This window comes from Azospirillum oryzae (genome assembly GCF_900177515.1).
GTDB lineage: Bacteria > Pseudomonadota > Alphaproteobacteria > Azospirillales > Azospirillaceae > Azospirillum > Azospirillum oryzae_A.
This window is the reverse complement of the sequence record NZ_FXAK01000007.1, coordinates 1709282-1734475: the sequence shown is the minus strand read 5'-3', so window position 1 is coordinate 1734475 and position 25194 is coordinate 1709282. Positions and strand designations below refer to the sequence as shown.

Genomic DNA, 25194 nt, shown 5'->3' with positions numbered 1-25194 from the left:
GCGTCAGATGCCGGCGACCGTGACGGGGCGGCCGGCGGTCAGGCCGGGCAGGTTGCCGGTGACGACGCGGTCGCCCGGCGCCAGCCCTTCCACCTGCACCAGATCGCCGCGCGCCCAAAGTTCGACGCGCGTGACCGGCCGGCGTTCGGTGCGGCCATCGGCGATCACCAGGACAAAATCGCCGCGGTCATCATGACGGATGGCGACCGGCGGCACGGCGACGGCGTCCGATGCCTGGGCCACCAGAACGTCGCCGCTGGCGAACATGCCACCGCGCAGTGCGCCGTCCTTGTTGTCGATGGTCACATAGACGGGAATGGCGCGCGACCCCGCACGCGCCATCGGATTGATGCGGGCGACGCGGCCGGCGAATTCGCGTTCGCCGAAGCCCTCGACCCGCAGGGTCGCGGCCTGGCCGACGGCGAGCCGGGCCACCTGCTCCGCCGGGACGGTCGCCTCGACCTCCACCCGCGACAGATCGACGATGGTGAACATGGCGGCGTTCACCGCCAGATTTTCCCCCGGATTGACGGAGCGGGTGGCGACCAGCCCGTCGATGGGACTGACGACCACGGCATCGCGCAGGGCCTTGCGCGCAAGCTCCACCTGGGCGGCCAGCGCATCGACCTGGGCGCGCTGAAAGCCGAAGCTGCTTTCCGCCTGATCCAGGCTGGTGTCGGAAACGATGTTGCTGCGGTTCAGTGTGCGGTTCTTGGCCAACGTCTTTTCGGCCAGCACCAGCTGGGCGCGGGCGCCCTCCAGATTGGCCTGTTTCTCGTTCAGGCGGGCGGTCAGCTCGACCGTGTCGAACCGGGCCAGCACGTCGCCGCGGCGCACAGCCTGCCCCTCGCGCACCAGCACCTCGGCCAGCCTTGCAGCCACTTCGGCCTTCACCGCCGACTGCTCCATTGGGGAGACGGAGCCGCTGAGGCGCACGGTTTCCGTCAGCGCGCGCGGTGCGACCGCAGTCACTTCCAGCGCCGTCAGTTCAACCGGCCGTTCCGCCGCCGGGACGGCTGGAGCGGGGGGAGGCGCCGCCGGGCTGCGAGCCCGCCACAGGGCAACCCCGCCGCCGGCCACCAGCAGCACCAGAAGGACCAGCAGCATCCGGCCGAGCCGCCGCCGCGGACGGGGCGAGGGCGGGGCATCGTCCTGCGGCGGGGGCCGCTGGGGCTGCAAAGGCTGGGGAGCCGGTGTAAAGGTCCGTTGCGGGGCGGTCATGATGGTCGATCCAGTTCGGCCGGCCCAAGGCGATCAAGAAGGCTTGCGGTCGAGGCGGCGTCGGTTGAGGGCGTGGCCGGCGCTCTCCATTAGGGATGGCGGCGATGTTCCGTCAAGGTTCTCATTGTCGCGCCTTATGACGGGATGGGAGCGCGGGATGGTCCTATCCAGATGGGCAGCGAAGATTGGCATACCAGCATTTGCCAAAAATCCTAATTGTCGACTTCGATACAAGAGATAAATCGGGCAACTTTGAGGCATCTTCGGGACAGGATTCGACAAACGGCCGTGATGTCGCTTGACAGTCGTGGCCTATACATTGAAAAGCGATCCAACTCTTGTCCCGCCCGCGCCAACAGCACGGAAATTCACTCGTGGTCATACGAAACCTCGCGACGATCAACGCCGCCGGTGCAATACTGTGCCTCGCCCTCGGTCTTGCCGGCTGCGCCTCCGAAGCGCCGCAGGTGCAGACGGCCCTGCCGGTCGAAGCCGCCTATGTCCCGGACCCGAACGATCCGCTGTCGCGCTGGGTCCCGCTGATCCGCGAGGCTTCCCAGAAATACGACATGCCGGAGAAATGGATCCGCGCGGTGATGATGCGGGAGAGCAATGGCCGTGCGACCACCAACAGCGGCAAGGTGCTGACCAGCTCCGCCGGCGCCCTCGGGCTGATGCAGGTGATGCCCGGCACTTATGAGCTGATGCGGACGCAATATGGTCTCGGTCCCGACCCGTCCGACCCCCACGACAACATCATGGCCGGCACCGCGTACCTGCGCGAGATGTACGACCTGTTCGGGGCTCCCGGATTCCTGGCCGCCTACAATTGCGGCCCGGCCTGCTATGCCCAGCATCTGGCCGGCAAGCAGCGGCTGCCGCGCGAGACGAAGATGTATTTGGCGGCCCTGACCCCGGTTCTGCGCGGCGTCGGGCCGCGCGAGCCGTCGCAGGCCGCCGGCGCCTCGGCCATCGAGGTCGCGGTGGTTCCGGACGACGCGCCCAAGCCGCACGGTGGCATGCCTGCCGCCCCGCCGCAGCGGTCCGAGCCGGCGCCGGTCGTGGTCGCGTCCGCCGTATCCGAAACCCGCGCGCCTGAATCCCGTGCGGTCGAGCCGCGGCGGATGGAACCGCGCCCGGCCGAGCCGAAACTCGCCGAGCCGGCCCCCGTCGCGGTCGCGTCGCTGTCAGCACCGGTACTGCCGGCCGCCAAGCCGGTCCAGGTCGCCAGCCTCGACTCGGCGCCGACCACGCATCGCGTCAGCCCGCAATTCACCACGCAGGTCGCCGAAGCGCTGCTTCCGCCGCAGTCGGTCGGCAAGGGAGAGCGCGTGGTGATGCGCTTCGTCTCCCAACGCGCCGACGGCTGCGGCAGCCTCGCCGGCCGCGACCGCGCCTGCGTCGCGCTGGCAGACGCACGCTAAGACGGGAGGGCGGTCGGCCGCTTTCCCCTTGCGGGAGAGCAGGGCCGGCCTCCGTCCTCCCAGCGTGAGCTAAGCGATTTTTTTGCGCCCTTGCGGTCTGATTTGATCCGCATCACTTACGGATCGCCTCGCCACTGGCATAACGGTGAGATGGACCGGTCCGAACACAAATCCAGCCCATACCCTCCCTGCAGCTGTTGCGGTGAAGAGGTGCTGCTTGGCGAGCCCATGTATTGGACGCCGGAGCGGCCGGGCCATGTCTGGCATGATCTGTGCGCCCAAAGGGAGGGCCTGTTGCCGGCCAGCCCGAAGCCTGTCCGCGGCAAACGGCGCAGTCCCAGGACGCAGACGGTCGAGTCGCTGTTCTGAGCGGCAACTGAACGGCCAAAAGAAAAGGGGCGGTTTCCCGCCCCTTTGTCCTTCGCCAGCGGAAGCGTCCGCTTGCCTCACTCCCACTCGATGGTCCCCGGCGGCTTCGACGTGATGTCGTAGACGACGCGGTTGACGCCGCGGACCTCGTTGACGATGCGGTTGGACACGCGCGCCAGGAAGTCGTGGGGGAAGGGGTACCAGTCGGCGGTCATGCCGTCGGTGGAGGTCACCGCGCGCAGGGCCAGCACATGGTCATAGGTGCGGCCGTCGCCCATCACGCCGACGGTGCGGACCGGCAGCAGAACGGCGAAAGCCTGCCAGATCGCATCGTAGAGGCCGGCATTGCGGATTTCCTCCAGATAGATCGTGTCGGCCTTGCGCAGGATCTCCAGCTTCTCCGGCGTGATCTCGCCGGGGACGCGGATGGCGAGGCCCGGGCCGGGGAAGGGGTGGCGGCCGATGAAGGCCGGCGGCAGGCCGAGTTCGCGGCCAAGCGCGCGGACCTCGTCCTTGAACAGCTCGCGCAGCGGCTCGACCAGCTTCAGCTTCATCCGCTCCGGCAGGCCGCCGACATTGTGGTGCGACTTGATGGTGACAGACGGGCCGCCGGTGAAGGACACGCTCTCGATCACGTCGGGGTAGAGGGTGCCCTGGGCCAGGAACTCCGCACCGCCGACCTTGGCGCTTTCCTCGTCGAAGACGTCGATGAACAGGCCGCCGATGATCTTGCGCTTCTGCTCCGGATCGGTGACGCCGGCCAGCTTGCCCAGGAACAGGTCCGACGCCTCGCGGTGGACCAGCGGGATGTTGTAGTGGTCGCGGAACAGCCGCACGACCTCTTCCGACTCGCCGGCGCGCATCAGGCCGGTGTCGACGAAGATGCAGGTCAGCTGGTCGCCGATGGCCTCGTGAATCAGCACGGCCGCGACCGACGAATCGACGCCGCCCGACAGGCCGCAGATCACCTTGCCCTTGCCGACTTGGGCGCGGATCTTCTCGATCGCCTGCTGCTTGAAGGCGGCCATGGTCCAGTCGCCCTTGATGCCGGCGACGCGGTGGACGAAGTTCGCCAGCAGCTGCGCGCCATGCGGGGTGTGGACCACCTCCGGGTGGAACTGCACGCCGTACATACGGCGCTGGTCGTTGGCGATGGCGGCGAAGGGCGCGCCGTCGCTGACCGCAACGGCGCGGAAGCCGTCGGGCAACGCCGTGACGCGGTCGCCGTGGCTCATCCACACCTGTTCCTTCGACCCGACTTCCCACAGCCCGTCGAACAGGGCGCAGGGCTCCTTGATCTCGATGAAGGCGCGGCCGAACTCGCGGTGATCGGAGCCGGAGACGTTGCCGCCCAGCTGCTGGCACATCGTCTGCTGGCCATAGCAGATGCCCAGCACCGGGACCTTCAGGTCGAACACCGCCTGCGGCGCGCGCGGGCCGTTCGCCTCGGTGACGGAGGCCGGGCTGCCCGACAGGATGATCGCCTTCGGGTCATACTCGCGGATGCGCTCGTCGCTCATGCCGAAGGGATGGATCTCGCAATAGACCCCGCTCTCGCGCACGCGGCGGGCGATGAGCTGGGTCACCTGCGACCCGAAATCGAGAATGAGGACGCGTTCGGCGGAAAGGGAAGCGGCGCTGGACATCGGCGAATCCTGATGCGTGGGGACTCAAGGCCCCTGACTACCGCACCTCCGGCCCCGCCGACAAGCGTGCAAGCGGCGTCAGGTCGCGCCAGCCATAGGCGATTTCCACCAGATCGGTGCTGGCGAAGCGGATCGGCCGTTCCGCCACCTTGATGCCGCCCAACCGTTCGTAGAACCAGCGCGACGGGTTGTCGCGCAGGCACCACACCGCCGCCGACCGGACGCCGGCAGCCAGGAAGCGGTCGGCCATCGCCGCCATCAGCCGCCGTCCAATGCCGTAACCCTTTGCATCGTCAAGCAGATAGAGCGCGTGGAACTCGCCCGCATGGCCCTGTACCGCGACCCGCCGGGTGCCGAAGGAGGCGATGCCGACGATGGTGCCGGGGGCGGAAAACCGGCCGGCGACGTCCACCGCGACGAAGGCGCCCTGGCCCGGGCCGCGCGTCTCGGCGATGGCTGCCCAGCGCTGGGCGGCGGGCGGCTCGGACAGATTGACCAGGAATTGCGCCGGGATCAGGCCGGGATAGGTTGACCGCCAGCTCTGCACATGGACGCGGGCCATGCCGTCGGCGTCCGACGCGCTCGCCCGGCGGATTGCGACCGTGGTGTCCGTCATCGACCGACCCTCCCGTGCAGCCTGTATACCAACAGTTTGGGGTGCGGATGCAGGAAGTCCAGCCTGAAAAGGAGGCAGGAATGCGTCACCAACGATAGCGCCGCGCGATTGGCGGGAGGGAGGCCTGCCCCCGGCCCGGTTGTCATCGCGCCGCAACAGGGGTAAACAGCCGGGACTGTTCCGGCGGGGGCCCGCACCGATCCAATCGGGCGGGGCCGCGCCAGTCCGCCTCAAGCGCCATGGCGGCGCCGCGGGCGGGGCTCCGGAGACCGGACACCGCATGTATTCCTCGCCTACGCTTTCCCGTTACATCGGGCGGCAGTTCATCGTCTGGTTCTGCCTGCTGATGGTGATCCTGCTCGCCATCGTGCTGCTGCTGGACACGGTGGAACTGCTGCGCCGTGCCGGCACCAAGCCCAACGTCACCTTCGGGCTGGTGGTGGAGATGGCGCTGCTGAAGCTGCCGGAGATCGGGCAGCAGATCTTTCCCTTCGTCATCCTGTTCGCGGGCATGTTCACCTTCTGGCGGCTGACGCGCAGCGCCGAGCTGGTGGTCGCCCGCGCCGTCGGCGTCTCTGCCTGGCAGTTCCTGATGCCGGTGATGTTCGCCGCCGCCGCCATCGGCGTGGTGAAGGTGACGCTGATCAATCCGGTCGGCGCCGTGTTCATCGCCAAGTACGAGCAGTTGCAGGACCGCTATCTGAAACTGCAGTCCAGCACGCTGAACATCTCTCGCTCCGGCTTGTGGCTGCGCCAGACCAGCGAGAAGGAACAGTTCTTCATCCATGCGGAATTGGTGAACCCGGTGACCTTCGAACTGTCGAACGTCATCGTCTTCCTGTTCGATGCCGACCAGAACTATCTGGGTCGTGTCGACGCGCCCAGCGCCGAGTTGAAGGACCGCAAGTGGGAACTGCAGGATGCCGTTCTGAACCGGGCCAAGAAGGATCCGGAGAAGCTCGACAGCTACACGATCCCGACCGAACTGGATATGGCGACCATCGAGGAGAGCTTCGCCCCGCCGGAGACGATCTCCTTCTGGGAACTGCCGCGCTTCATCCACACGCTGGAGACCACGGGCTTCCCCGCCGTGCGGCACCGGCTGCATTACCAGTCGCTGCTGGCCCAGCCCTTCCTGTTCCTGGCGATGGTGCTGTTCGCCGCCGCCTTCTCCCTGCGGCTGCCGCGGCGTGGCGGGACGATGGCGATGGTCACCGGCGGCGTGCTGACCGGATTCGTGCTGTTCGTGATGACCGACGTGGTCCGCACCTTCGGGATGTCGGAGACGATCCCCATCGTGATGGCGGCCTGGAGTCCGGCCGGGATCAGCCTGCTGCTGGGGACCGCCGCCCTGCTTCATCTTGAGGACGGCTGACATCTTGCGAACGGCTGACGCAGGGCGGCCGGGTAGGGGTGGGGCCATTCGCCGCAAAGCGGCCGGTTATCGCCTTCGGTCATAATTCTGCCCGTTTGGTTTTGCACTGGTTTGCCGGGTCCGATTCCGTTTGCAAGCGGCACCGGCCCCACCGTAATAACGGGCGACCCGTTTTTGGAGCTTGAGCAGCATGTCGAGTTTGCGAGCCGTCCGGACCACCGTCGCCGTGGCGACCGCCTGCGCGCTTCTGGCCCTGCCCGCCGCGGCGCAGTCCGTCAAGGCCGCCGCCGGCGCGGCGGCGCCCCGGCCGGCAGACCAGGGCGCGCAGGTGGCGCGGGCACCGGGGTCCGAAGGCATCGCCGCCGTGGTGAATGACGAGGTCGTCTCTGTTTCGGACGTCAACGCCCGCATCCGCATGGCTCTGCTGAACGCCGGGGCCGCCGGCAATCCGGAGACCATCAAGCGCCTGACCCCGCAGGTGATGCGCCTGCTGATCGACGAACGGCTGCAGATGCAGGAGGCCAAGCGCCTGGGCATCACGGTGTCCGCCTCCGAGATCGAGGACGCCATCAAGCGCATCGCCGAACAGAACCGGATGAACGGTCAGCAGCTTCAGGATACCCTGAAGCGGCAGAATGTTCCGGTCTCCACCCTGAAGGATCAGATTCGCGCGCTGCTTGGCTGGCAGAAGGTGATGCAGCGCCGCATCCGCCAGGAGGTCGTCGTCGGCGAGGACGAAATCGACGCGGCGATGGAGCGGCTGAAGGCCAACATCGGCAAGCCCGAATATCTGGTGGCGGAGATCTTCCTGGCGGTGGACAGCCCCGACCAGGACGACGAGGTGCGCCGCAATGCCGAGCGTCTGGTCGAAGAGGTGAAGCGTGGCGGCAATTTCGCCGCGCTGGCCCGCCAGTTTTCGCAGTCGGCCGGCGCCGCGTCGGGCGGCGATCTCGGCTGGGTGCGCAGCGGCGAACTCTCGCCCGAGGTCGACAAGGCTCTCGCCGGGATGCGCGGCGGGCAGCTGTCGGCGCCGGTCCGCACCGCCACCGGCTATCATATCCTGCTGGTGCGCGGCCAGCGGCCCTTCGGCAGCAGCGGCGGCGAAGTTCCGATGCCGGTCGCCCAGCCGCCGGCGCCCCGTCCGCAGCCGCGGCCCGACGTGGCCAAGGCCACGGTCAACATGAAGCAGATCATCATTCCGATCGAGTCCAAGGAGCAGGCCAAGGCGGTCAAGGAACAGGCCGAGAAGCTGCGCAAGTCGATCAAGAGCTGCTCCGACTTCCAGGCCCGCGCCAAGGAAACCGGCATGCCGGAATCGGGCGACATGGGCACCATGCGGGTCAAGGACATGGCGCCGGGCCTGCAGAACCTCGCGCTGGGCATCCCGCTGGGGCAGGCCAGCCCGGTGCTGATGAGCCAGGCAGCCGCGGTGATCCTGATCGTCTGCAAGCGCGACGTGCCGATGATCCAGCCGCCGCCGCAAGCCCAGCCGGCTCCGCCGCCGCCGCCGGCTCCCACGCCGATCAAGGAGGCCAAGCTGCCCGGACGCGACGAGATCGAGCGTGAGCTGATCGCCGAGCGGGCGGAGTTGCTGTCGCGCCGCTATCTCCGCGACCTCCGCCGCACCGCCTTCATCGAGACGCGCCTGTGATCGCCGCCCCGCCGGACAATCTGCCGCTGGCCCTCACCATGGGGGAGCCGGCCGGCATCGGCGGGGACATCACGCTGAAGGCCTGGGCGGCCCGGAACGAGGCCGGCCTGCCGCCCTTCGTCGTCCTCGACGATCCCGTGCGGCTGACGGCACTGGCCGCCAAGCTCGGATTGGCGGTTCCGGTGCAGGCCGTGTCGTCGCCGGACGAGGCTGTGGCGCTGTTCGACCGTGCGCTGCCGGTCCTGCCGGTGGGGCTCGGCACGACCGTCGTCGCCGGCAAGCCCGACCCGGCCAACGGTGCGGCGGTGATCGCCAGCATCGACCGGGCGGTCGCCCTGGTGCAGGGGGGGCAGGCTGCGGCCGTGGTCACCAACCCGATCCAGAAATCCTCGCTCTACGCCGCGGGCTTCCGCCATCCCGGCCACACCGAGTATCTGGCGCATCTGGCCGGACTGGCGGACGAGCCGATCATGATGCTGGCGGCGGCCGACCTGCGGGTGGTGCCGGTGACCATCCATGTCTCCGTGCGCGACGCGGTGACCCTGCTGACCACGGAGGCCATCGTCCATGCCGGCCGCGTGACTGCGGCTTCGCTGACGCGTGACTTCGGCATCAAGCGGCCGAGGCTGGCCGTCGCCGGACTCAACCCCCACGCGGGGGAGGGTGGGGCGATGGGCCGCGAGGAGATCGACATCATCGAGCCGGCCATCGCCATCCTGCGCGCCGACGGCATCGACGTCTCCGGCCCGCGCCCGCCTGACACCATGTTCCACGCCGCCGCCCGCCGCGGCTATGACGCCGCGCTGTGCATGTACCATGATCAGGCGCTGATCCCGGTGAAGACGGTGGATTTCGACGGCGGCGTGAACATCACGCTGGGCCTGCCCTTCGTTCGCACCTCGCCCGATCACGGCACCGCGCTGGACATCGCCGGCACGGGTGCCGCCAACGCGACCAGCCTGATCGCGGCGCTGAAGACGGCCGACCGGATGGCGCGGAACCGGCGGCGGGGCAGCGCGCCTTAGCGTCTGTCCGACGCTTATTGAAGCATCGGGCAGACTCTAACCTTTTGATTTTCCGTGCGATTCACGCTTCAGACGATTCCGTCTGAACCGATCGCACTCAAAGCGCGGCACTGCCGTACATATCTCTGCCGCAAATGAAAAAGGAGCGCTCGTGCGCTCCATTTTTCATGGCGGTCTTCCGGTGCGGTCAGCCCCGGTCGTCGGGATCGTACATCGTCGGCCCACCCTGTTGATCATGGTGAGACGGTGCCTGCTCGCGATGATGGTGGGTGCGGGCGATGAAGGGCGCCAGTTCCTGGAGTTCGATGAAGTTGTCGGCCTGTCGGCGCAGTTCGTCGGCGACCATCGGCGGCTGCGAGCGGACTGTGCTGACGACGCTGAAGCGCACGCCCTTGCGCTGCACCGCTTCCACCAGCCGGCGGAAGTCGCCGTCGCCGGAGAACAGCAGGATGTGATCGACATGGTCGGCCATCTCCATCACGTCGATGGCCAACTCGATGTCCATGTTCCCCTTGATCTTGCGCCGTCCCGATGCGTCGGTGAATTCCTTGGTCGGCTTTGTGACCATGGTGTATCCGTTGTAGTCGAGCCAGTCGACCAGCGGACGGATCGGGGAGTATTCCTGATCCTCGACCAGTGCGGTGTAGTAGAAAGCCCGAACAAGCCGGCCTTCTCCGGCGAACCCGTCACGCAACCTTTTGTAATCAATATCGAAGCCCAACGAGCGCGCTGCGGCGTAGAGGTTGGCGCCGTCTATGAACAGAGCGAGACGCTCTTCCTTGTAAAACAACTTGCTGACATCACGCGGCAAAGTCGAATTGCGGTCCAATGCCAGGATCCTTCCATCGCTGCTTGTTAAAATATGCATGGATTACGCGGAAACCCTCGCGTTCCAATTTTGAAATCTAGTGTATTGAACGCGAACATACAAGGGGGCTGCGGCTGCCGACTGTTCCGGGGCGCTCCACCGATGTATAAGGACATATCAGGGGACGTTCTCCTGGCGCAATGCAGCAACGCTGTCGTTCGCGCTTGCACCTATCGGGCCACATCCATATAGTCTAGAGCCTCCTATGACTCCGGAGTTCGTCTGGCATGGCCCGCGTTACCGTTGAAGATTGCGTCCTGAAGGTTCCGAACCGTTTCGAGCTGGTCATGATGGCTGCCCAGCGCGCCCGCGAGGTCGCGAGCGGCGCTCCGCTGTCGATCGACCGCGACAACGACAAGAACCCGGTCGTGGCGCTCCGCGAGATCGCGGACGAGACGGTGTCGCTTGATTATCTGAAGAACGCCCTGATCAAGGGCCATCAAAAGCATGTCGAGCCGGACGAGCCGGAGGAAGAGATCGTCGAGCTGATGGCCGGCGAGAATGACTGGGCTGCGCGCGGCAACACCTCGCTGGGCGATGAAGACGGCATGAGCGAGAGCGACGGCGAGGAGCTGGGCGAAGAGGACGACATCGCCGCAGACATGGATGCCGAGCCGGGCGCTGGTTTCGCCATGACCGAGGATCCCGACGGAGACCTCTGATTCTGGACAACGACCGCAGAACACGGAGGGGGCCCGGCGCCCCCTCGCCGAAGAATGGGGTGGGGGGCATCCGGCTCCCTTTCGGTTCGCTCAGGACCACCACGCAGACATTTGAGGCGCCACGCGCGCCGGGTCGGGCCGCATGATCCGGCAATACGAGCTTGTCGAGCGCGTCAAGGCGTATGATCCCTCGGCCGACGAGGATCTGCTCAACCGCGCCTACGTCTTCTCGATGAAGGCGCACGGATCGCAGACGCGCGCGTCGGGCGATCCCTACTTCCTCCATCCGCTGGAGGTCGCCGGCATCCTCACCCAGATGAAGCTGGACGCCGGCACCATCGCCACGGCGCTGCTTCACGACACGGTCGAGGACACGGTCGCCACGCTCGAGGACATCGAGCGGGTGTTCGGCAAGGAGATCGCCCGGCTGGTCGACGGCGTGACCAAGCTGTCGCGGCTGGAACTGAACAGCGAACAGGCCAAGCAGGCGGAGAATTTCCGCAAGCTGGTGATCGCGATGTCGGAGGACATCCGCGTCCTGCTGGTGAAGCTGGCCGACCGGCTTCACAACATGCGCACGCTGTTCCACCTGAAGAAGCCGGAAAAGCGCCGCCGCATCGCCCGCGAAACCATTGAAATCTATTCGCCCTTGGCCGAACGCATCGGCATGCACAAGATCAAGGACGAGCTGGACGATCTTGCCTTCGCCGAACTGAATCCCGACGCGCGCGACAGCATCCTGGCCCAGCTGGCCCGCCTGCGCAGCGAGGGCGAGAACCGCGTCCAGACCATCATCACCGAACTGCGCGAGCTGCTGGCGTCCGAAGGGCTGCCCGACGTATCGGTGACCGGCCGCGAGAAATCGGCCTATTCGATCTGGCGCAAGCTGCAGCGCAAGAATGTCAGCTTCGAACAGCTGTCCGACATCATGGCCTTCCGCATCACGGTCGGCACCGTCGGCGAATGCTATCAGGCGCTGGGCATCGTGCACGCCCATTACCCGGTGGTGCCGGGGCGCTTCAAGGACTACATCTCGACGCCCAAGCCCAACGGCTACCGCAGCCTGCACACCGGCGTGATCGGTCCCGGCCGCAACCGGATCGAGGTACAGATCCGCACCCAGGACATGCACGAGATCGCCGAACTGGGTGTCGCCGCCCACTGGGCCTACAAGCAGGACCACCAGCCGCGCCCGAACGGCGGCGAATACCGCTGGCTGCGCGAGCTGCTGGACATCCTGGAGCATGCGCAGAAGCCGGAAGAGTTCCTGGAACACACCAAGCTGGAGCTGTTCCAGGATCAGGTCTTCTGCTTTACGCCGAAGGGCGATCTGATCGCGCTGCCGCGCGGCGCAACGCCCGTCGACTTCGCCTATGCCGTCCACTCGCAGGTCGGCGACCATTGTGTCGGAGCCAAGATCAACGGCCGCATGCTGCCGCTGCGCACCCAGCTGCAGAACGGCGATCAGGTCGACATCGTCACCTCCAAGGCGCAGACGCCGGTCCCGGGCTGGGAACGCTTCGTCGTCACCGGCAAGGCTCGCGCCCGCATCCGCAAGTTCCTGCGCACCCAGCAGCGCGCCCAGTATATGGAACTGGGCCGCGGCATGTTGATGCGGCAGTTCAAGTCGGAGGGCTACGAGTTCACCGAAAAGGCGCTGGAAAACGTCATCAAGATTTTCCAGCAGCCGACGGTCGACGACCTGATGGCCGGTGTCGGTTCCGGCCTGCATTCGGTGCGCGAGGTCTTCCACGCCGTCTTCCCCGGCCACAAGGCGCAGGCCGCCCCCGCCGTCCGCGAGACGGAGGAGAGCGCGCCGAAGCCCAAGGCGAAGACCCGCAAGGAATCGGCGCTGCCGATCCGCGGCCTGATCCCGGGCATGGCCGTGCATTACGCCCGCTGCTGTCACCCGCTGCCCGGCGACCGCATCGTCGGCATCGTCACTACCGGCAAGGGCGTGACGATCCACACCATCGACTGCGAGACGCTGGAAAGCTTCCACGAATCGCCGGAGCGCTGGATCGACGTGTCGTGGGAGACCGGCCCGGATTCGCCGGAGGAGCATGTCGGCCGCATCAGCGTCGTCATCGCTAATGAACAGGGTTCGCTCGGCACGCTGTTCACGGTGATCGGCAAGAACCAGGGCAACGTCATCCATCAGAAGATCACGAACCGCAGCACCGATTATTTCGAGCTGCTGATCGACATCGACGTGAAGGATGCCAAGCACCTGACCAACATCATGGCCGCCCTGCGCGCCACCCCGGCCATCCATTCGGTGGAGCGGGCGCGGGGACGTTAAATTCCCTGTCATCCGCGGGTGCATCGGTCGGTTCGGCGTGACGGAAGGCCGGTGCACCGCTATATAGACGGAATCGCCCCCGCCCGTTCCGGCGGGCGGCGGCGCTTTGGAGTCCGTGCATGTCCCGTTTCCTGCGCCTCGGCGTGAACATCGACCATGTGGCGACCGTCCGCAACGCGCGCGGCGGGGCGCATCCCGATCCCGTCCGCGCGGCGAAGCTCGCCATCGAGGCCGGGGCCGATGGGATCACCGCCCACCTGCGCGAGGACCGGCGCCACATCGTGGATCGCGACATCGACCGGCTGATGGCCGAGATCGACCGTCCGCTGAACCTGGAGATGGCGGCGACCGACGAAATGCTGGCCATCGCGCTGCGCCACAAGCCTCATGCCGCCTGCCTCGTGCCGGAAAAGCGCACCGAGGTCACCACCGAAGGCGGGCTGGACGTGATCGGCCAATACAACCAACTGGTCCGCCCGGTCGGCGAACTGGGGTCCGCCGGCATCCGCGTCTCCCTGTTCATCGATCCGGAACCGGCGCAGCTCGACGCCGCCAAGCGCCTCGGCGCCCCGGTGGTGGAACTGCACACCGGCGCCTATTGCGACGCCCATGACGCTGGGGCGCGCGAGGCGGAGTTGGCGCGCATCGTCCGCGCCGCCGCCCATGCCGAGGCCATCGGGCTGGAATGCCATGCCGGCCACGGCCTGAGCTATGACACCGTCGGTCCCGTGGCGGCGATCCAGACCATCGTCGAGCTGAACATCGGCCATTTCCTGATCGGCGAGGCGATTTTCGTCGGGCTGACCAACTCGATCGCCCGCATGCGCAAGGCCATGGACACGGCGCGGAACGCGGCGGCGCCCGCCCGATGATGATGTCCGGCACCATCATCGGCATCGGCAACGACCTGATCGACATCCGGCGGGTCGAGAAGTCGCTGGAGCGCTTTGGAAAGCGCTTCATCGACCGCATTTTCACCGAGGTCGAGCAGGCCAAGTCGGAACGCCGCGCAGGCTCCGCCGCGAAGAACAACGCCCGCGCCTCTACCTATGCCAAACGCTTCGCCGCCAAGGAAGCGTGCTCCAAGGCGCTGGGCACCGGCTTCCGCGACGGGGTGTTCTGGCGCGACATGGGGGTGGTCAATCTGCCGTCCGGCCAGCCGACGATGCGCCTGACCGGCGGCGCACTGGCCCGGCTGGAGGCGATCACGCCGCCGGGCATGCGCGCCCGCATCCATGTGACGCTGACCGACGAATATCCGATGGCCGAGGCCTTCGTCGTCATCAGCGCCGAACCGATCGAGTCCGCCAACACCGAGCCCACAATGCCCACCAATACGGCGAACCCAGAATGACCTTTCAGAAAGAAACGGCGTCCAACGCCAAGACCAAGGAATCCGGGTTCGCCGAGACCGTCAAGACGGTGATCTTCGCCGTGCTGATCGCCTTCGGCGTTCGGACGTTCGCCTTCGAACCGTTCAACATTCCGTCGGGGTCGATGATCCCGACGCTGCTGATCGGCGACTACCTGTTCGTGTCGAAATACAGCTACGGTTACAGCAAATACACGGTCGGCTTCGGCCTGCCGCTGTTCGAGGGCCGCATCTTCGGCTCCATGCCGGAGCGGGGCGACGTGGCGGTGTTCAAGCTGCCGCGCGACAACAAGACCGACTACATCAAGCGGGTGATCGGCCTGCCGGGCGACACCATCCAGATGATTGGCGGCATCCTGCACATCAACGGCCAGCCGGTGAAGCGCGAGCGGATCGAGGATTACGTCACCACCGATCCGCTGGGCCGTAGCATCCGCACGGCGCAGTTCATCGAGACGCTGCCGAACGGCCGCACCCACCGCATCATCGAGGAGTCGGACAACGGCCCGCTCGACAACACCCCGGTGTTCAAGGTGCCGGCCGGCCATCTGTTCATGATGGGCGACAACCGCGACAACTCGCTGGACAGCCGCGTTCCGTCGCAGGTCGGCTTCGTTCCCATCGAAAACATGGTCGGCCGCGCCGAATTCCTGTTCTTCTCGCTCGACGAGGGCACGCGCTTCTACGAGATCTGGCGCTGGCCGGTCGATCTGCGCTTCAGCCGCCTGTTCAACGGAGTCCGGTAAGTGTCCATCGTCACCAAGGCGCCTGCCGACGCGGGCGCCGGCTCCGAACCCGAGGCCGATGGCGCCGTCCAGTCCGCGGACGTCGCCGGCCTCGCGCGTGCGCTGGGCTATGAGTTTTCCAACCCGTCGCTTCTGCGCGACGCCGTTACCCACCCGAGCCTGATGGGGCTGGAGCGGGCCGGCCGCAAATCGCACAAGGGGCCGGGCATCGCCTATGAGCGGCTGGAGTTCCTGGGCGACCGCGTCGTCGGGCTGGTGGTTGCGCAATGGCTGCTGGAGCGCTATCCGAACGAGCGCGAAGGGGCGCTGGCCAAGCGGCACGCAGCGCTGGTGCGCCGGGAATCGCTGGGCCGCGTCGCCGACGCCATCGGGCTGGGCGCCTATCTGCGCCTGTCGCCGGCGGAAGCGCAGAGCGGCGGGCGGGAGAACCGCACCATCCTGGGCGATGCCTGCGAGGCGGTGCTGGGCGCCATGTATCTCGACGGCGGGCTGGAGCCGGTGACGCGATTCGTCCGCGAGGCGCTCGCCAGCGAGATCGACAAGGCGACGCCGCCTCCGCTGGACAGCAAGACGACGCTGCAGGAATGGGCGCAGGGGCGCGGAAAGCCGCTGCCCCGTTATGAACTGATCGAACGCAGCGGCCCGGCGCACGAGCCGCTGTTCGTGGTTGCGGTGCATGTTGCGGGAATGGAGCCGGTCAGCGGCTCCGGCTCGTCCAAGCGCATCGCGGAAAAGAAGGCGGCCAGCGCATTGCTGCGCCAGGTGGGAGTACAGGTCGATGACTGACGGTCGCGACGACATCGACAAGAACAAGGTTCAGCCCGGTTCCGAAGCTGCGGAGCCGACCCCGGAGCCCCTGATGGACGACGAGGCGCTCGACCATGAGGGCGTTGGCGGCGAGGACGCCGAAGACGGCGACTTCGACGACGAAGACGGCGAATACGAGGACGACGAGTACGAGGCCGATGAGGATGCCCCGCGCGGGCAGCCCATCTCCGTCCTGCCGCCGCTGCCGACGATGCCGGAGCATCCGCGCTGCGGCTTCATCGCCCTGGTCGGCGCGCCCAATGCCGGCAAGTCGACGCTGCTGAACGCGATGATCGGCAGCAAGGTGTCGATCGTCAGCCCGAAGGTGCAGACCACCCGCACCCGCGTGCTGGGCATCACGATCCAGGGCGACGCCCAGATGATCTTCGTCGACACCCCCGGCATCTTCAAGCCGAAGCGCCGGCTGGACCGCGCCATGGTGGCGGCGGCCTGGCAGGGGGCGGAGGATGCCGACGTGATCGGCGTGCTCTATGACGTATCGCGCCGCTCCATCGACGAGGACACCCGCAGCATCGTCGCCCGGCTGAAGGAGCAGGGGCGCGAAGCGATCCTGATCCTGAACAAGATCGATCTGGTGAAGCGGGACGTCCTGCTGGGCATCGCCGACGCCTTCCGGCAGGAGGGCATCTTCTCCGACATCTTCATGGTGTCGGCCATCACCGAGGATGGCGTCGCCGACCTGAAGCAGTTCCTGGCCGACCGCCTGCCGGAAGGGCCGTGGCATTTCCCGGAGGACCAGATCTCCGACATGCCGATGCGCCTGCTGGCGGCGGAGATCACCCGCGAGAAGCTGTTCCTGCAGCTTCACCAGGAGCTTCCCTATTCCGCCACGGTCGAGACCGAGGTGTGGGAGGAGTTCGACGACGGATCGGTGAAGATCTCGCAGGTCATCTTCGTGCAGCGCGAAAGCCAGAAGGCCATCGTGCTGGGCAAGGGCGGCCAGCGGATCAAGGCGCTGGGCTCCGCCGCGCGGACCGAGCTGACGGCGATGCTGGAGCGCCGCGTCCACCTGATCCTATTCGTGAAGGTGCGCGAGGGGTGGGTCGACGATCCGGAACGCTATTCGGCCTGGGGGCTGGATTTCGGGGCGTCCTGAACGACAAAGGCCCTCTCCCGCGGGAGAGGGCCTTTTCCATTCCAGGGCCGGTAAAGCCTCAGGCGGCCAGCAGACGCAGATGACCGTCGAATTCGTCCAGCGCGCGCATCAGCTCCATCATGGCCTGATCGGCCTGGGCGCGGGCGAAGGGCCATGCGTCGTCATCGGCCATATGGGCGGCCTCGATGCGGGCGATGGCGCGATTGTTCAGGCCGCGGAGGCGGTCGAGCGTGCGCTCCCACGTCTCTCGCCGGTCGCTGTCCGCACGCTCCACCATTGATCGCAGGGTTTCCATGCGGTCGGTGGCGCGCAGCACGAGATCACGGCTCAGCGTGTCGAAGGCTTGCCGGTTGCGGCGGCTCATGAAGTGTCCTCCTTTGATCCTCAACCGATTTTGACCTCTCGGCCGGTCGGCAGGATATCCCGACGCCGATACTGCGCAAACGCACCGGAAGCGCAGTCGTCACAGCCCCTTTGGGAGAAGCCGTAACGATTTTGCAATGCGATTTAGCAGTTGCGGGATGTCCGTCCGAATCCAAATCCCGCCGGGTTGCCCCAGCCCGAAAAGGACAAGGCAAACCCGGTGGCCGAGGAAGTCTTCCTGGTTGGATTGCGTTTCCTCCAGGGCCGGTTTCATCCGGCCCGTTGGCGTTTTTATACGCCGCCTTTTTGACGACGTTCTTTTGTTTTGGTGACGCTTTTGTGCCGCATTGGCAGGGCAGGGTCAATCCGCCCAAAAATCATAGACGGCGCGCAATCTGTCGCAGCCTAAAGGCGAGGTTGTAGCCCCGGATCCGGGCGGAAAGTCGGAAGTGGTAGAGCGTTCGTGCGCGTGTTCACTCGGCCGCGACCGCATAGGCGGGAATGGCTTCGGCATTGGCCGGTTCCGGCATCGACGCCGTACCGCAGCAGGGCGCGGTTGCCGCCGGCATTGCGGCGATGGCAGCCTGTTGGGCCATGATGGCGCGATGCTCGCTGGCCATGCTGCGCATGGTGGGCACGCATTTGCCGCACTGGACCTGGCAATTGTGATGGCGGAACACCGAGGCCGGGGTCGTGGCGCCTTGATCCAGCGCGGCCTTGACCTTCTTGTCGTTCAACGCGTGGCAGATGCAGACGTACATTAGCCCTCGGCGACGGTCGGTTGCGGTGCGTATCCTGCGCCCAGCAATAGCTGAGAGTGAGAATCGTTGTCAATGCCGCTATTGCGAACCAATCGCATATAAGAGCTTTCGCGACGCTTTGTCACAACCCCCTTCGCGTCAGTTCGAAAGAGGGGATCCCGCATCCTTGCGCTTGCATTCGGCGGCCGGCGGCGGTAGCCCGTGGGGCATGGACGACAGCACCCCCAAAAACGCCCCCGCCAAAAGCGATCCATATAGCACCCCGCAGCAGGCCCCCGGCGCGGTGGTGACTCCGCTCGGCCAGACGGTCTATCTGGCGGCGGACGGCTTCCTCGACGATCTGGTGGCGGAACTGGGGGAAGTCGCGTCGGTCGACGGCCGGCTGGTCTTCGTCGACGGCCCGGCGCGGCCGGCCGCCTGGGCGCAGAACATCTGGTACGACCCGGTGCGCATCGAGTTCTCGTCGATCAAGGGCGGTGCCAAGGCGCTGCGCGGCATCCAGCGCAATTGGGCGCTGTGGTCGCAGCGGCATCACCGCCGCGCCGCCCTGATCCAGGAGAATCTGCCGCACGTGTCGGCCAAGCCGGTGGTCTTCCCGTCGCCCCTGCCGACGGCGCCGCTGGGCTCCTGGACGCTGACCGACGAGTCCACCATCATCGCCGCTGCGCATTGCTCCAGCCCGTTCCGCAACGGCGAGGTCACCTTCGTCGAGAACCGCACCGCGCCGCCCAACCGCGCCTATCTGAAGCTGTGGGAGGCGCTGACCCTGTTCGGGGAGCAGCCGGGTCCGGGCGACCGCTGTCTCGACCTCGGCGCCTGTCCGGGCGGCTGGACCTGGGTGCTGCACGAGTTGGGGGCGTCGGTGGTCAGCGTCGACAAGGCGCCGCTCGACCCTGCCATCGCAGCCCTGCCGCGGGTGGAAATCCGCCAGGAAAGCGCCTTCGGCCTGAAGCCGGCGGCGGTCGGCCCGGTGGATTGGCTGTGCTGCGACGTGATCTGCTACCCGACACGGCTGTTGCGGCTGGTGAAGGAGTGGATGGACAGCGGGCTGGCCAAGCGCTTCATCTGTACGCTGAAGTTCCAGGCGGAGACGGACCACGAGACCGCCCGCGCCTTCGCCGCGATTCCCGGCGGCCGGGTGGTCCACCTGCACCACAACAAGCACGAGCTGACCTGGATGTGGCCGGCGCAGTGAGCGCCGTCCCTTCGGCCATTTCCGTCAGGCCAGCGCCCGCCCTTCGGCATAACCGAAGCTGACATAATGCTGCCGGGCGCCGGACAGGCTGCCGCCGACGGCGGCGTTGACGTCCGGGTTGGCGGCCAGATAGGCGGCGGCGTTGAATCGGCTGAGGGACCGTCCCTCGAAGCGGCCGAACTGGATGTAATGAAGTTCCACGGCTTCGCGGTTGTTGCCGTAGGCGGCGATCAGGTCGGGATTGCTGGCTTCGTAGGACAGCGTGTCGAACAGGCTGGAGTTGCGGCCCTCGCGATAGCCGTTGGTGATGAAATGACGGGTCGCCGCGGCGGCATCCGTTCCGAAGGCCGAGATCAGGTCGCCATAGCCGGCCAGATAATTGTAGGGGTCGAATCCGCTCAGGCTGCGGCCTTCGTAAACGCCGGAGTTGGCGAGGTGCTGCGCCGCCGCCGCCGTGTCGGTGCCGAACGCGGCGATCAGGTCGCCATTCGACGCGATGTAGCGCAGGGTGTCGAAGTTGCCGGACACCGTGGCGGACAGCGCGCTGCTGCTGTCGGAAAAACGCAGATACTCGATGTTGGCCAGGATGTCGGTGCCGTTGGCGCCGTTGACGATATAACGGCTGCCGTCCAGCTGCTGGACGCTGTATTGCGTGCGGCTGCCGCTGAACACCACGGTATCCGTGCCGCCGCCGCCATCCAGCGCATTGCCCAGGTTGTTGACGGTGAAGCTGTCGTTGCCGCTGCCGCCGATCGCCTGCTGAACCTTGGTGCCGTATGCCAGCGCCAGGAAGGTGGTGGAGCCGGCGCTGCTGAACTGTCCGTCGCGCAGGTCCAGCGACAGCGCCGCCGTCTGGGCGCTGCCGTTCAGGCTGTTGTGTCCGTTGGGATCCCACAGGGTGATGAAGCTGCCGGTGTTCAGCGTATAGCTGGTGTCGCCGGGAGCGGCCGACATGTTGGCGCCGTAGAGATACTGGATCGCCGCGATGTCGTAGAGGCTGGGGCCGGTCAGATAGGTGCCGGACGGCAGGGCGTCGCTGTCGTTGTAGGACATGATGCTGTAGGCATAATTGTCCTGTGCGGACGACAGGTACGGACCCTCCGTCCCCTCGTCGGAGGCCGCATTGTAGTTGCCGGGATGTTTCAGGCCCAGCGCATGGCCGATCTCGTGGATGATCGTCATGTAGCCGTAGCTGCCCGTCGTCGGGTTGGTGTTCGTGGCGCTGTCGTTGGCCAGGAAGACCTGACCGCCCTGGGAGGCGGTGGACGGGTAATAGGCATAGGCCGCCGACTGGCCATACTGTCGGTTGGTGCCGAAAGCCACTTCCGCGGCGGTCGGGTTGGCGATCTCGGTGAAGGTGATGTTGGCGACCGCGCTCCATGCCGCCAGCGCCTGCCGGACGGCAGCCTGCTGGGCGCTGTTCATGGCGGCGAATCCGGCCGAATCGGCGGTGGAGATTTGCCGCGCGCTGGTCAGGAAACCGTAGGTCACGGTCGCGGCGGCACCGACGGACCTGCCGTTCAGCACGGTGCCGTTGTTGCCCCAATGCGGCGTCCCACTGGCGAGCAGGGCGGAAATGTTGGAGGTCGGCGCTGACTGGCTCATGGACGCTCGGTTCCCGCGGCGGTCGGTTGAGGTGTCCAGAGGGATTCCGGACTACCGCTTATACGAAATACGAGCACGGTTGCCAGCGCAACAGGTCAGGCACGCCGCAGTGCCAACTCGATGGACGGACGCAGCATCGAGGCGGCGGCATGGCCGATCTCCACAGCCTCCGCGGCTCGGTCGAATTCCAGGATCCCGATATGGGCCAGCCGCGGCGCGATCAGCACGTCCGGCGGCTCGCCGGCCAGACGCGAGCGGGTGATGCGGTCCTGCATGATGTCGATGGAGCCCGCCATCACCTCCAGCGCATTCGGCATCGGCTTGTGGGCCTGGGCGTCGTCGATCTGATCGGCCAGGAACCGGGTCCGTCGGGTGGGTTTGCGGCCGAGCCAGGTGGAGATCTGGCTGGTCAGATGCGAAAAGGCGGGCGAGCCGGCATCGCCGCCGGCGACCACCGGCTCCGGCACCTTGGCAGACACCGCCTTGACCGCGTCCGATTTGCCGCGGCCGTTCGGCCGGCCCAGCGGCGACAGTTCGCTGTTCAGATTGACCGCCACCACCACGTCGGCGCCGAGGGCCCGGCACAGCGAGACCGGCACCGGATTGACCAGCGCGCCGTCGACCAGCAGGTGGTGGTCGCGCCGCACCGCCGGGAACAGGCCGGGCATGGCGGCGGACGCCAGCACCGCCGACATCAGCGGACCGTCGCGCAGCCACATTTCGCGCCCGGTCGACAGGTCGGTGGCGACGGTGGCGAAGGGCAGGGGCAGATCCTCGATCAGGACATTGCTGCGCTCGTTGTCGAAGCGGCCGAACGCCTTCTCGGCGGCGACCAGGCCGCCACGGCGGAAGGTGAGGTCGATGATGCCCAGCATGCCCAGCCAGCCCATCTTCTGCGCCCAGGACTGCAGCTCGTCCATCTGGTCGGTCAGATAGGCGGCCCCGACCGCGGCGCCGATGGAGGTTCCGCAGATGATATCGGGCTTGATCCCGATCTCCTCCAGCGCACGCAGGACGCCGATATGCGCCCAACCGCGCGCAGCGCCGCTGCCCAGCGCAAGCCCGATCTTCAGGTCGGTTCCCTTCGCCATCCGCTTCCCCCGTCAGCGCCCCCACAAGAATCCGATACCGGATCGGAGGCTTGATCTAGAGCTTATCATCTAGGCATCGCCGCCCGGTATCGGAAGCTGCCGGAAGTGGCACGCCGCCGGAGTGCCGGCGATCACCGCAGGTGAAAATGGCAAATGGCGAAAATTTACCCGATCTTTGACCTGGATCATCGGAATCGGGGCCGTGACTGTGGCATTTCTGTGCCAGTACGACGGTATGATCGCTGTCCCGGCCGATTTTAACCATGCGTCAACTGGACCCGATGCATTTTCGTTGCGTTGCAGTGTAGTTCCCGAACCCGGAAGGCTTGCCATGGCCGACGAACTGAAAAGCTTCAGAAAGGACTGGAAACGCTGGTCGACCGCGGAGCGGCTGATTGCCGTCACCCTGCTGGTCCTGGCTGCGCTTCTTGGTGCGCCGGCCGCCGCCGGTCTGTTCTGATCCCCAGCCTGCCTCAGTACGGTCGCACGGGCCACAGTGTGGCGCGCCGGCAACTTCTGTGGCGCCATGGGAGCGGCGACGGGGTCCTCTTTACGGGCTATTAACCCTCACGACCCTACGCTTGGTCGGCTCGGACAGTTCCTGGGACGGTTGGGCGCCACGATCGGACGGAGCGTCGAACCTCCGCCGCAGGGGCTCTCGACGGGCGCTCGCTGGAGGGCGCGGACCGGGGTGGTTCCGGCATATTCCGCCAAGGCCTTGCCCCTCTCGCTGGACACGCCCGATGACCTTCTCCGCCCAATCCGCCGTGACGGAACAGAAGCTCCTGAGACAGCGCCTCGACGCCGCCTTTGCGGAAGCAGAAACGCCGCTGTCGCGCGACGAGGTGACGGACATCGTCCGCAACATCCTGGGCAGCATGGACGGCGACATTTCCGCCACCGACCTGCGCCTCTACAAGGAAGTCGTGGACCTCGCCAAATTCATTGAGACGGCCAAGCAGGAAATCGCGGCGCTGCAGCCGGCCGAAATCCGCGACGAACATATCCGCACCGCCACGGACGAGCTGGACGCGGTGATCGGCGCGACCGAGAAGGCGACCTTCGCCATCTTTGACGCCTGCGACGCCATCGGTGCCATCGCCGGGCAGACGGATGCGGACAACTCGGCCAAGCTGAACGACCAGATCACCAAGATCTACGAGGCCTGCAACTTCCAGGACATTACCGGCCAGCGCATCAGCAAGGTGGTGCGGACGCTGAAGCACATCGAATCGAAAGTCGACATGATCGTTGCCGCCTTCGGCAGCGAAGTGCGGCAGAACCATGCCCCGCGGCTGGCCAAGCTGGCGGCGGAGGAGGCGGAGGCCGCCGTCCATTACGAACCGATGAGCGAGGAAGAGGCGGACAAGCAGCTTTTGCACGGGCCGCAGATGCCGGGCAACGCCATGGACCAGGACGAGATCGACCGTCTGCTGGCCAGCTTCGACTGACGCCATGCTGCCCGGCGCACCCATCAGCAGGCCCACCGGCGGCCACACGGCCCAAGGTGCAGGACCGGGGACGGGTAATGCCGGGCTGCCGCCGCTGCGGGTCCCGCGGGTCGGCGGTGTCGGCATTGGTGGGCATGCCAACCCGAACAACGGCAGCATCCTGCTTCTGCTGTCGCTGTTCCTGCTGCTTCTGGTCTTCTTCATCGTGCTGAACGCCAATTCGGTGCAGACGGTGCAGAAGGTGAAGGCGGTCGCCGCTTCGCTGGAGCGGACCTTTCCCAGCTTCGTCATCGACCCGCGCCTGCGCGATGGTTCCGAACCGGTGGCCTCCCGCGCCGGGACCGTCTTCGCCGTGCAGCGGCTGGAGGATGTCGGCACCCTCTTCGCCACCGCGGTGGCGGTCGCCAAGGTGGAGGTGGTCGCCCCCGGCCAGTTGCTGGAGGTCCGGCTGCCGGCCGACGACCTGTTCCTTCCCGGCACCATGACCCTGCGGCCGGACCGTCAGGGCCTGATCGACCGCATCGCCGATGCCCTGCGCCAGTCGCGCCAGGGCGAGCGGGTGGAGCTGGACGCGCTGCTCGGCATCGGACCGACGGGGACGCCCAGCCAGCCGCCGGGGCCGGTCGCCCGTGCCGGCGTTCTGGCCCGCGCGCTGGTCGAGGATGGCGCGCCCGCCCGCAATGTCACCGTCGGGATCGAGCGCGGGGAGCCGGGCGGCGTGCGCCTGCTGTTCTCCCTGCGCTGGGACGAGGACGGGACGGCCGCGAAATCCCCGAAGGCAGGGAAGACGGAGGTGCGGAAATGATCCGCATTCCGGGCGTCGTCAACAAGGCCGGGATCGAAGGGGCGGAGGATCGCGGCGGCCAGCGCAAGACGCTGTGGCTGATCAGCTTCACCGACCTGATCTCCCTCATGCTCGCCTTCTTCGTCCTGATGTATTCGATGAGCGAGCCGGAGGCGGAGCGCTGGACCCGTCTGGCGAAAGGCGTGGCGGAGGCGATCCCCGCCGCGCGGTCGACCGCAAGCACCCCGTCCGACCGCCCCGCCGATCCCGGCGCCGCCTTCAACGCCAGGGCGGTGGAAGCCAGGGCGGCCATCGACCTGCATTATCTGGCTGCCCTGCTGGGAAGCCAGCTGCGGTCGAACGCGGAACTGGCGGTTGTCGAGGTTCGGCGCGAGGATGACCGTGTCGTCATCCGCCTGCCCGGCGAGCGGATGTTCGATCCCACCGGCGCCGCCTTCACCGAGGAGGGTCGGCGGGTGCTGTTCCTGCTGGGCGCCGTCATCGGCCGGATTGGCAACCGGATCGAACTGGTCGGCCATGCGGAGCACGAGGATGCGACGGGTGGCGTCGCCTGGGAACGGGCGCTGACTCGAGCCGTCGCCGTGTCCGCCGCGCTGCGCGAGACCGGCTATCGCCGTGATCTGGTGGCACGCGCGGTGATGATGCCGGTTGATGGGGCAGGGGGTGTCGGCAACGGGCGCCTGCCGGTCGACATCGTGGTGCGAGAGGAAGGAGCGGATTGA

The 25194-nt window shown here is 66.8% G+C and carries 24 protein-coding genes; 16 read left to right on the top strand and 8 right to left on the bottom strand.

Annotated features, from left to right (window positions below; all coding sequences use genetic code 11):
* Positions 1-3: 3 nt before the first annotated feature.
* Complete coding sequence (locus tag B9N97_RS20655; RefSeq protein ID WP_085089617.1) at positions 4-1221, bottom strand: efflux RND transporter periplasmic adaptor subunit; 1218 nt, start codon at positions 1219-1221, stop codon at positions 4-6.
* A 374-nt stretch (positions 1222-1595) separates the two neighbouring features.
* Between B9N97_RS20655 and B9N97_RS20650 the strand changes: the two genes are divergently transcribed.
* Complete coding sequence (locus B9N97_RS20650; protein ID WP_244560814.1) at positions 1596-2645, top strand: lytic transglycosylase domain-containing protein; 1050 nt, start codon at positions 1596-1598, stop codon at positions 2643-2645.
* 446 nt (positions 2646-3091) lie between these two features.
* Here B9N97_RS20650 and guaA read toward each other — a convergent pair whose 3' ends face one another.
* Entirely contained in the window at positions 3092-4660 is a 1569-nt protein-coding gene (gene guaA / locus B9N97_RS20645) for a glutamine-hydrolyzing GMP synthase (RefSeq protein ID WP_085089616.1), read from the bottom strand.
* Between the two features lie 37 nt (positions 4661-4697).
* Positions 4698-5276 (bottom strand): GNAT family N-acetyltransferase, encoded by a 579-nt coding sequence (locus B9N97_RS20640; protein ID WP_085089615.1) that lies wholly within the window; start codon positions 5274-5276, stop codon positions 4698-4700.
* A 280-nt stretch (positions 5277-5556) separates the two neighbouring features.
* On the opposite strand from B9N97_RS20640, the gene lptG reads away from it, so the two are divergent.
* The 3 genes from lptG (at position 5557) to pdxA (ending at position 9327) form a co-directional block, all read left to right on the top strand.
* Entirely contained in the window at positions 5557-6651 is a 1095-nt protein-coding gene (lptG, locus tag B9N97_RS20635; protein ID WP_085089614.1) for an LPS export ABC transporter permease LptG, read from the top strand.
* 190 nt (positions 6652-6841) lie between these two features.
* Positions 6842-8302, top strand: a complete 1461-nt coding sequence (locus tag B9N97_RS20630; protein ID WP_085089613.1) for a peptidylprolyl isomerase — start codon at positions 6842-6844, stop codon at positions 8300-8302.
* Positions 8299-9327: a 4-hydroxythreonine-4-phosphate dehydrogenase PdxA gene (gene pdxA / locus B9N97_RS20625; protein ID WP_085089612.1), complete on the top strand. Its 1029-nt coding sequence runs from the start codon at positions 8299-8301 to the stop codon at positions 9325-9327. The genes B9N97_RS20630 and pdxA overlap by 4 nt, the downstream gene beginning before the upstream one ends.
* Positions 9328-9514: 187 nt before the next feature.
* On the opposite strand, the gene B9N97_RS20620 is transcribed toward pdxA, so the two are convergent.
* Positions 9515-10117, bottom strand: coding sequence for a LabA-like NYN domain-containing protein (locus tag B9N97_RS20620; protein WP_085090687.1), 603 nt, complete (start codon positions 10115-10117; stop codon positions 9515-9517).
* Between the two features lie 305 nt (positions 10118-10422).
* On the opposite strand from B9N97_RS20620, the gene rpoZ reads away from it, so the two are divergent.
* From rpoZ to era, 7 genes are all read left to right on the top strand, one after another.
* Positions 10423-10857, top strand: coding sequence for a DNA-directed RNA polymerase subunit omega (gene rpoZ / locus B9N97_RS20615; RefSeq protein WP_085089611.1), 435 nt, complete (start codon positions 10423-10425; stop codon positions 10855-10857).
* A 142-nt stretch (positions 10858-10999) separates the two neighbouring features.
* Positions 11000-13159: a RelA/SpoT family protein gene (locus B9N97_RS20610; protein WP_085089610.1), complete on the top strand. Its 2160-nt coding sequence runs from the start codon at positions 11000-11002 to the stop codon at positions 13157-13159.
* A 119-nt stretch (positions 13160-13278) separates the two neighbouring features.
* Positions 13279-14031, top strand: a complete 753-nt coding sequence (locus B9N97_RS20605) for a pyridoxine 5'-phosphate synthase (RefSeq protein WP_085089609.1) — start codon at positions 13279-13281, stop codon at positions 14029-14031.
* Positions 14028-14513, top strand: coding sequence for a holo-ACP synthase (acpS, locus tag B9N97_RS20600; RefSeq protein ID WP_085089608.1), 486 nt, complete (start codon positions 14028-14030; stop codon positions 14511-14513). Before B9N97_RS20605 ends, acpS begins: the two co-directional genes overlap by 4 nt.
* Positions 14510-15277 carry a signal peptidase I gene (gene lepB / locus B9N97_RS20595; RefSeq protein WP_085089607.1) on the top strand — a complete coding sequence of 256 codons (768 nt, stop codon included), beginning with the start codon at positions 14510-14512 and terminating at the stop codon, positions 15275-15277. Before acpS ends, lepB begins: the two co-directional genes overlap by 4 nt.
* On the top strand, positions 15278-16063 hold the full coding sequence (rnc, locus tag B9N97_RS20590; RefSeq protein WP_085089606.1) for a ribonuclease III: 786 nt from the start codon (positions 15278-15280) through the stop codon (positions 16061-16063).
* On the top strand, positions 16056-17201 hold the full coding sequence (era, locus tag B9N97_RS20585; RefSeq protein ID WP_244560813.1) for a GTPase Era: 1146 nt from the start codon (positions 16056-16058) through the stop codon (positions 17199-17201). Before rnc ends, era begins: the two co-directional genes overlap by 8 nt.
* A 58-nt stretch (positions 17202-17259) precedes the next feature.
* On the opposite strand, the gene B9N97_RS20580 is transcribed toward era, so the two are convergent.
* Positions 17260-17565 (bottom strand): hypothetical protein, encoded by a 306-nt coding sequence (locus tag B9N97_RS20580; RefSeq protein WP_085089605.1) that lies wholly within the window; start codon positions 17563-17565, stop codon positions 17260-17262.
* Positions 17566-18037: 472 nt separating this feature from the next.
* Positions 18038-18325: a (2Fe-2S)-binding protein gene (locus B9N97_RS20575; protein WP_085089604.1), complete on the bottom strand. Its 288-nt coding sequence runs from the start codon at positions 18323-18325 to the stop codon at positions 18038-18040.
* A gap of 208 nt (positions 18326-18533) precedes the next feature.
* Here B9N97_RS20575 and B9N97_RS20570 point away from each other — a divergent pair, with 208 nt between their 5' ends.
* A complete protein-coding gene (locus tag B9N97_RS20570; protein WP_244560812.1) occupies positions 18534-19520 on the top strand; it encodes an SAM-dependent methyltransferase in 987 nt (328 codons plus the stop codon).
* 24 nt (positions 19521-19544) lie between these two features.
* Here B9N97_RS20570 and B9N97_RS20565 read toward each other — a convergent pair whose 3' ends face one another.
* Both B9N97_RS20565 and B9N97_RS36795 read right to left on the bottom strand, forming a co-directional pair.
* Entirely contained in the window at positions 19545-21125 is a 1581-nt protein-coding gene (locus B9N97_RS20565) for a matrixin family metalloprotease (protein ID WP_085089603.1), read from the bottom strand.
* A 95-nt stretch (positions 21126-21220) separates the two neighbouring features.
* Positions 21221-22216 (bottom strand): patatin-like phospholipase family protein, encoded by a 996-nt coding sequence (locus tag B9N97_RS36795; RefSeq protein WP_085089602.1) that lies wholly within the window; start codon positions 22214-22216, stop codon positions 21221-21223.
* Positions 22217-22547: 331 nt separating this feature from the next.
* Between B9N97_RS36795 and B9N97_RS36790 the strand changes: the two genes are divergently transcribed.
* From B9N97_RS36790 to B9N97_RS20545, 4 genes are all read left to right on the top strand, one after another.
* Positions 22548-22676, top strand: a complete 129-nt coding sequence (locus B9N97_RS36790; RefSeq protein ID WP_256379245.1) for a hypothetical protein — start codon at positions 22548-22550, stop codon at positions 22674-22676.
* 283 nt (positions 22677-22959) lie between these two features.
* Positions 22960-23667 (top strand): protein phosphatase CheZ, encoded by a 708-nt coding sequence (locus tag B9N97_RS20555; RefSeq protein WP_085089601.1) that lies wholly within the window; start codon positions 22960-22962, stop codon positions 23665-23667.
* Between the two features lie 4 nt (positions 23668-23671).
* Positions 23672-24472, top strand: coding sequence for a hypothetical protein (locus B9N97_RS20550; protein ID WP_085089600.1), 801 nt, complete (start codon positions 23672-23674; stop codon positions 24470-24472).
* Positions 24469-25194 (top strand): OmpA/MotB family protein, encoded by a 726-nt coding sequence (locus tag B9N97_RS20545; RefSeq protein WP_085089599.1) that lies wholly within the window; start codon positions 24469-24471, stop codon positions 25192-25194. Before B9N97_RS20550 ends, B9N97_RS20545 begins: the two co-directional genes overlap by 4 nt.

Excerpts from the sequence above, each read along its gene's own strand:
- B9N97_RS20580 (WP_085089605.1), bottom strand. The coding sequence starts at position 17,565 with ATGAGCCGCCGCAACCGGCAAGCCTTCGACACGCTGAGCCGTGATCTC.
- guaA (WP_085089616.1), bottom strand. The coding sequence starts at position 4,660 with ATGTCCAGCGCCGCTTCCCTTTCCGCCGAACGCGTCCTCATTCTCGAT.
- B9N97_RS20565 (WP_085089603.1), bottom strand. The coding sequence starts at position 21,125 with ATGAGCCAGTCAGCGCCGACCTCCAACATTTCCGCCCTGCTCGCCAGT.
- B9N97_RS20655 (WP_085089617.1), bottom strand. The coding sequence starts at position 1,221 with ATGACCGCCCCGCAACGGACCTTTACACCGGCTCCCCAGCCTTTGCAG.
- B9N97_RS20575 (WP_085089604.1), bottom strand. The coding sequence starts at position 18,325 with ATGTACGTCTGCATCTGCCACGCGTTGAACGACAAGAAGGTCAAGGCC.
- B9N97_RS20555 (WP_085089601.1), top strand. The coding sequence starts at position 22,960 with ATGACCTTCTCCGCCCAATCCGCCGTGACGGAACAGAAGCTCCTGAGA.
- B9N97_RS20630 (WP_085089613.1), top strand. The coding sequence starts at position 6,842 with ATGTCGAGTTTGCGAGCCGTCCGGACCACCGTCGCCGTGGCGACCGCC.
- B9N97_RS20545 (WP_085089599.1), top strand. The coding sequence starts at position 24,469 with ATGATCCGCATTCCGGGCGTCGTCAACAAGGCCGGGATCGAAGGGGCG.
- acpS (WP_085089608.1), top strand. The coding sequence starts at position 14,028 with ATGATGATGTCCGGCACCATCATCGGCATCGGCAACGACCTGATCGAC.
- B9N97_RS20640 (WP_085089615.1), bottom strand. The coding sequence starts at position 5,276 with ATGACGGACACCACGGTCGCAATCCGCCGGGCGAGCGCGTCGGACGCC.
- rpoZ (WP_085089611.1), top strand. The coding sequence starts at position 10,423 with ATGGCCCGCGTTACCGTTGAAGATTGCGTCCTGAAGGTTCCGAACCGT.
- B9N97_RS36790 (WP_256379245.1), top strand. The coding sequence starts at position 22,548 with ATGGCCGACGAACTGAAAAGCTTCAGAAAGGACTGGAAACGCTGGTCG.
- B9N97_RS20610 (WP_085089610.1), top strand. The coding sequence starts at position 11,000 with ATGATCCGGCAATACGAGCTTGTCGAGCGCGTCAAGGCGTATGATCCC.
- lepB (WP_085089607.1), top strand. The coding sequence starts at position 14,510 with ATGACCTTTCAGAAAGAAACGGCGTCCAACGCCAAGACCAAGGAATCC.
- B9N97_RS20605 (WP_085089609.1), top strand. The coding sequence starts at position 13,279 with ATGTCCCGTTTCCTGCGCCTCGGCGTGAACATCGACCATGTGGCGACC.
- B9N97_RS20550 (WP_085089600.1), top strand. The coding sequence starts at position 23,672 with ATGCTGCCCGGCGCACCCATCAGCAGGCCCACCGGCGGCCACACGGCC.
- lptG (WP_085089614.1), top strand. The coding sequence starts at position 5,557 with ATGTATTCCTCGCCTACGCTTTCCCGTTACATCGGGCGGCAGTTCATC.
- era (WP_244560813.1), top strand. The coding sequence starts at position 16,056 with ATGACTGACGGTCGCGACGACATCGACAAGAACAAGGTTCAGCCCGGT.
- B9N97_RS36795 (WP_085089602.1), bottom strand. The coding sequence starts at position 22,216 with ATGGCGAAGGGAACCGACCTGAAGATCGGGCTTGCGCTGGGCAGCGGC.
- B9N97_RS20570 (WP_244560812.1), top strand. The coding sequence starts at position 18,534 with ATGGACGACAGCACCCCCAAAAACGCCCCCGCCAAAAGCGATCCATAT.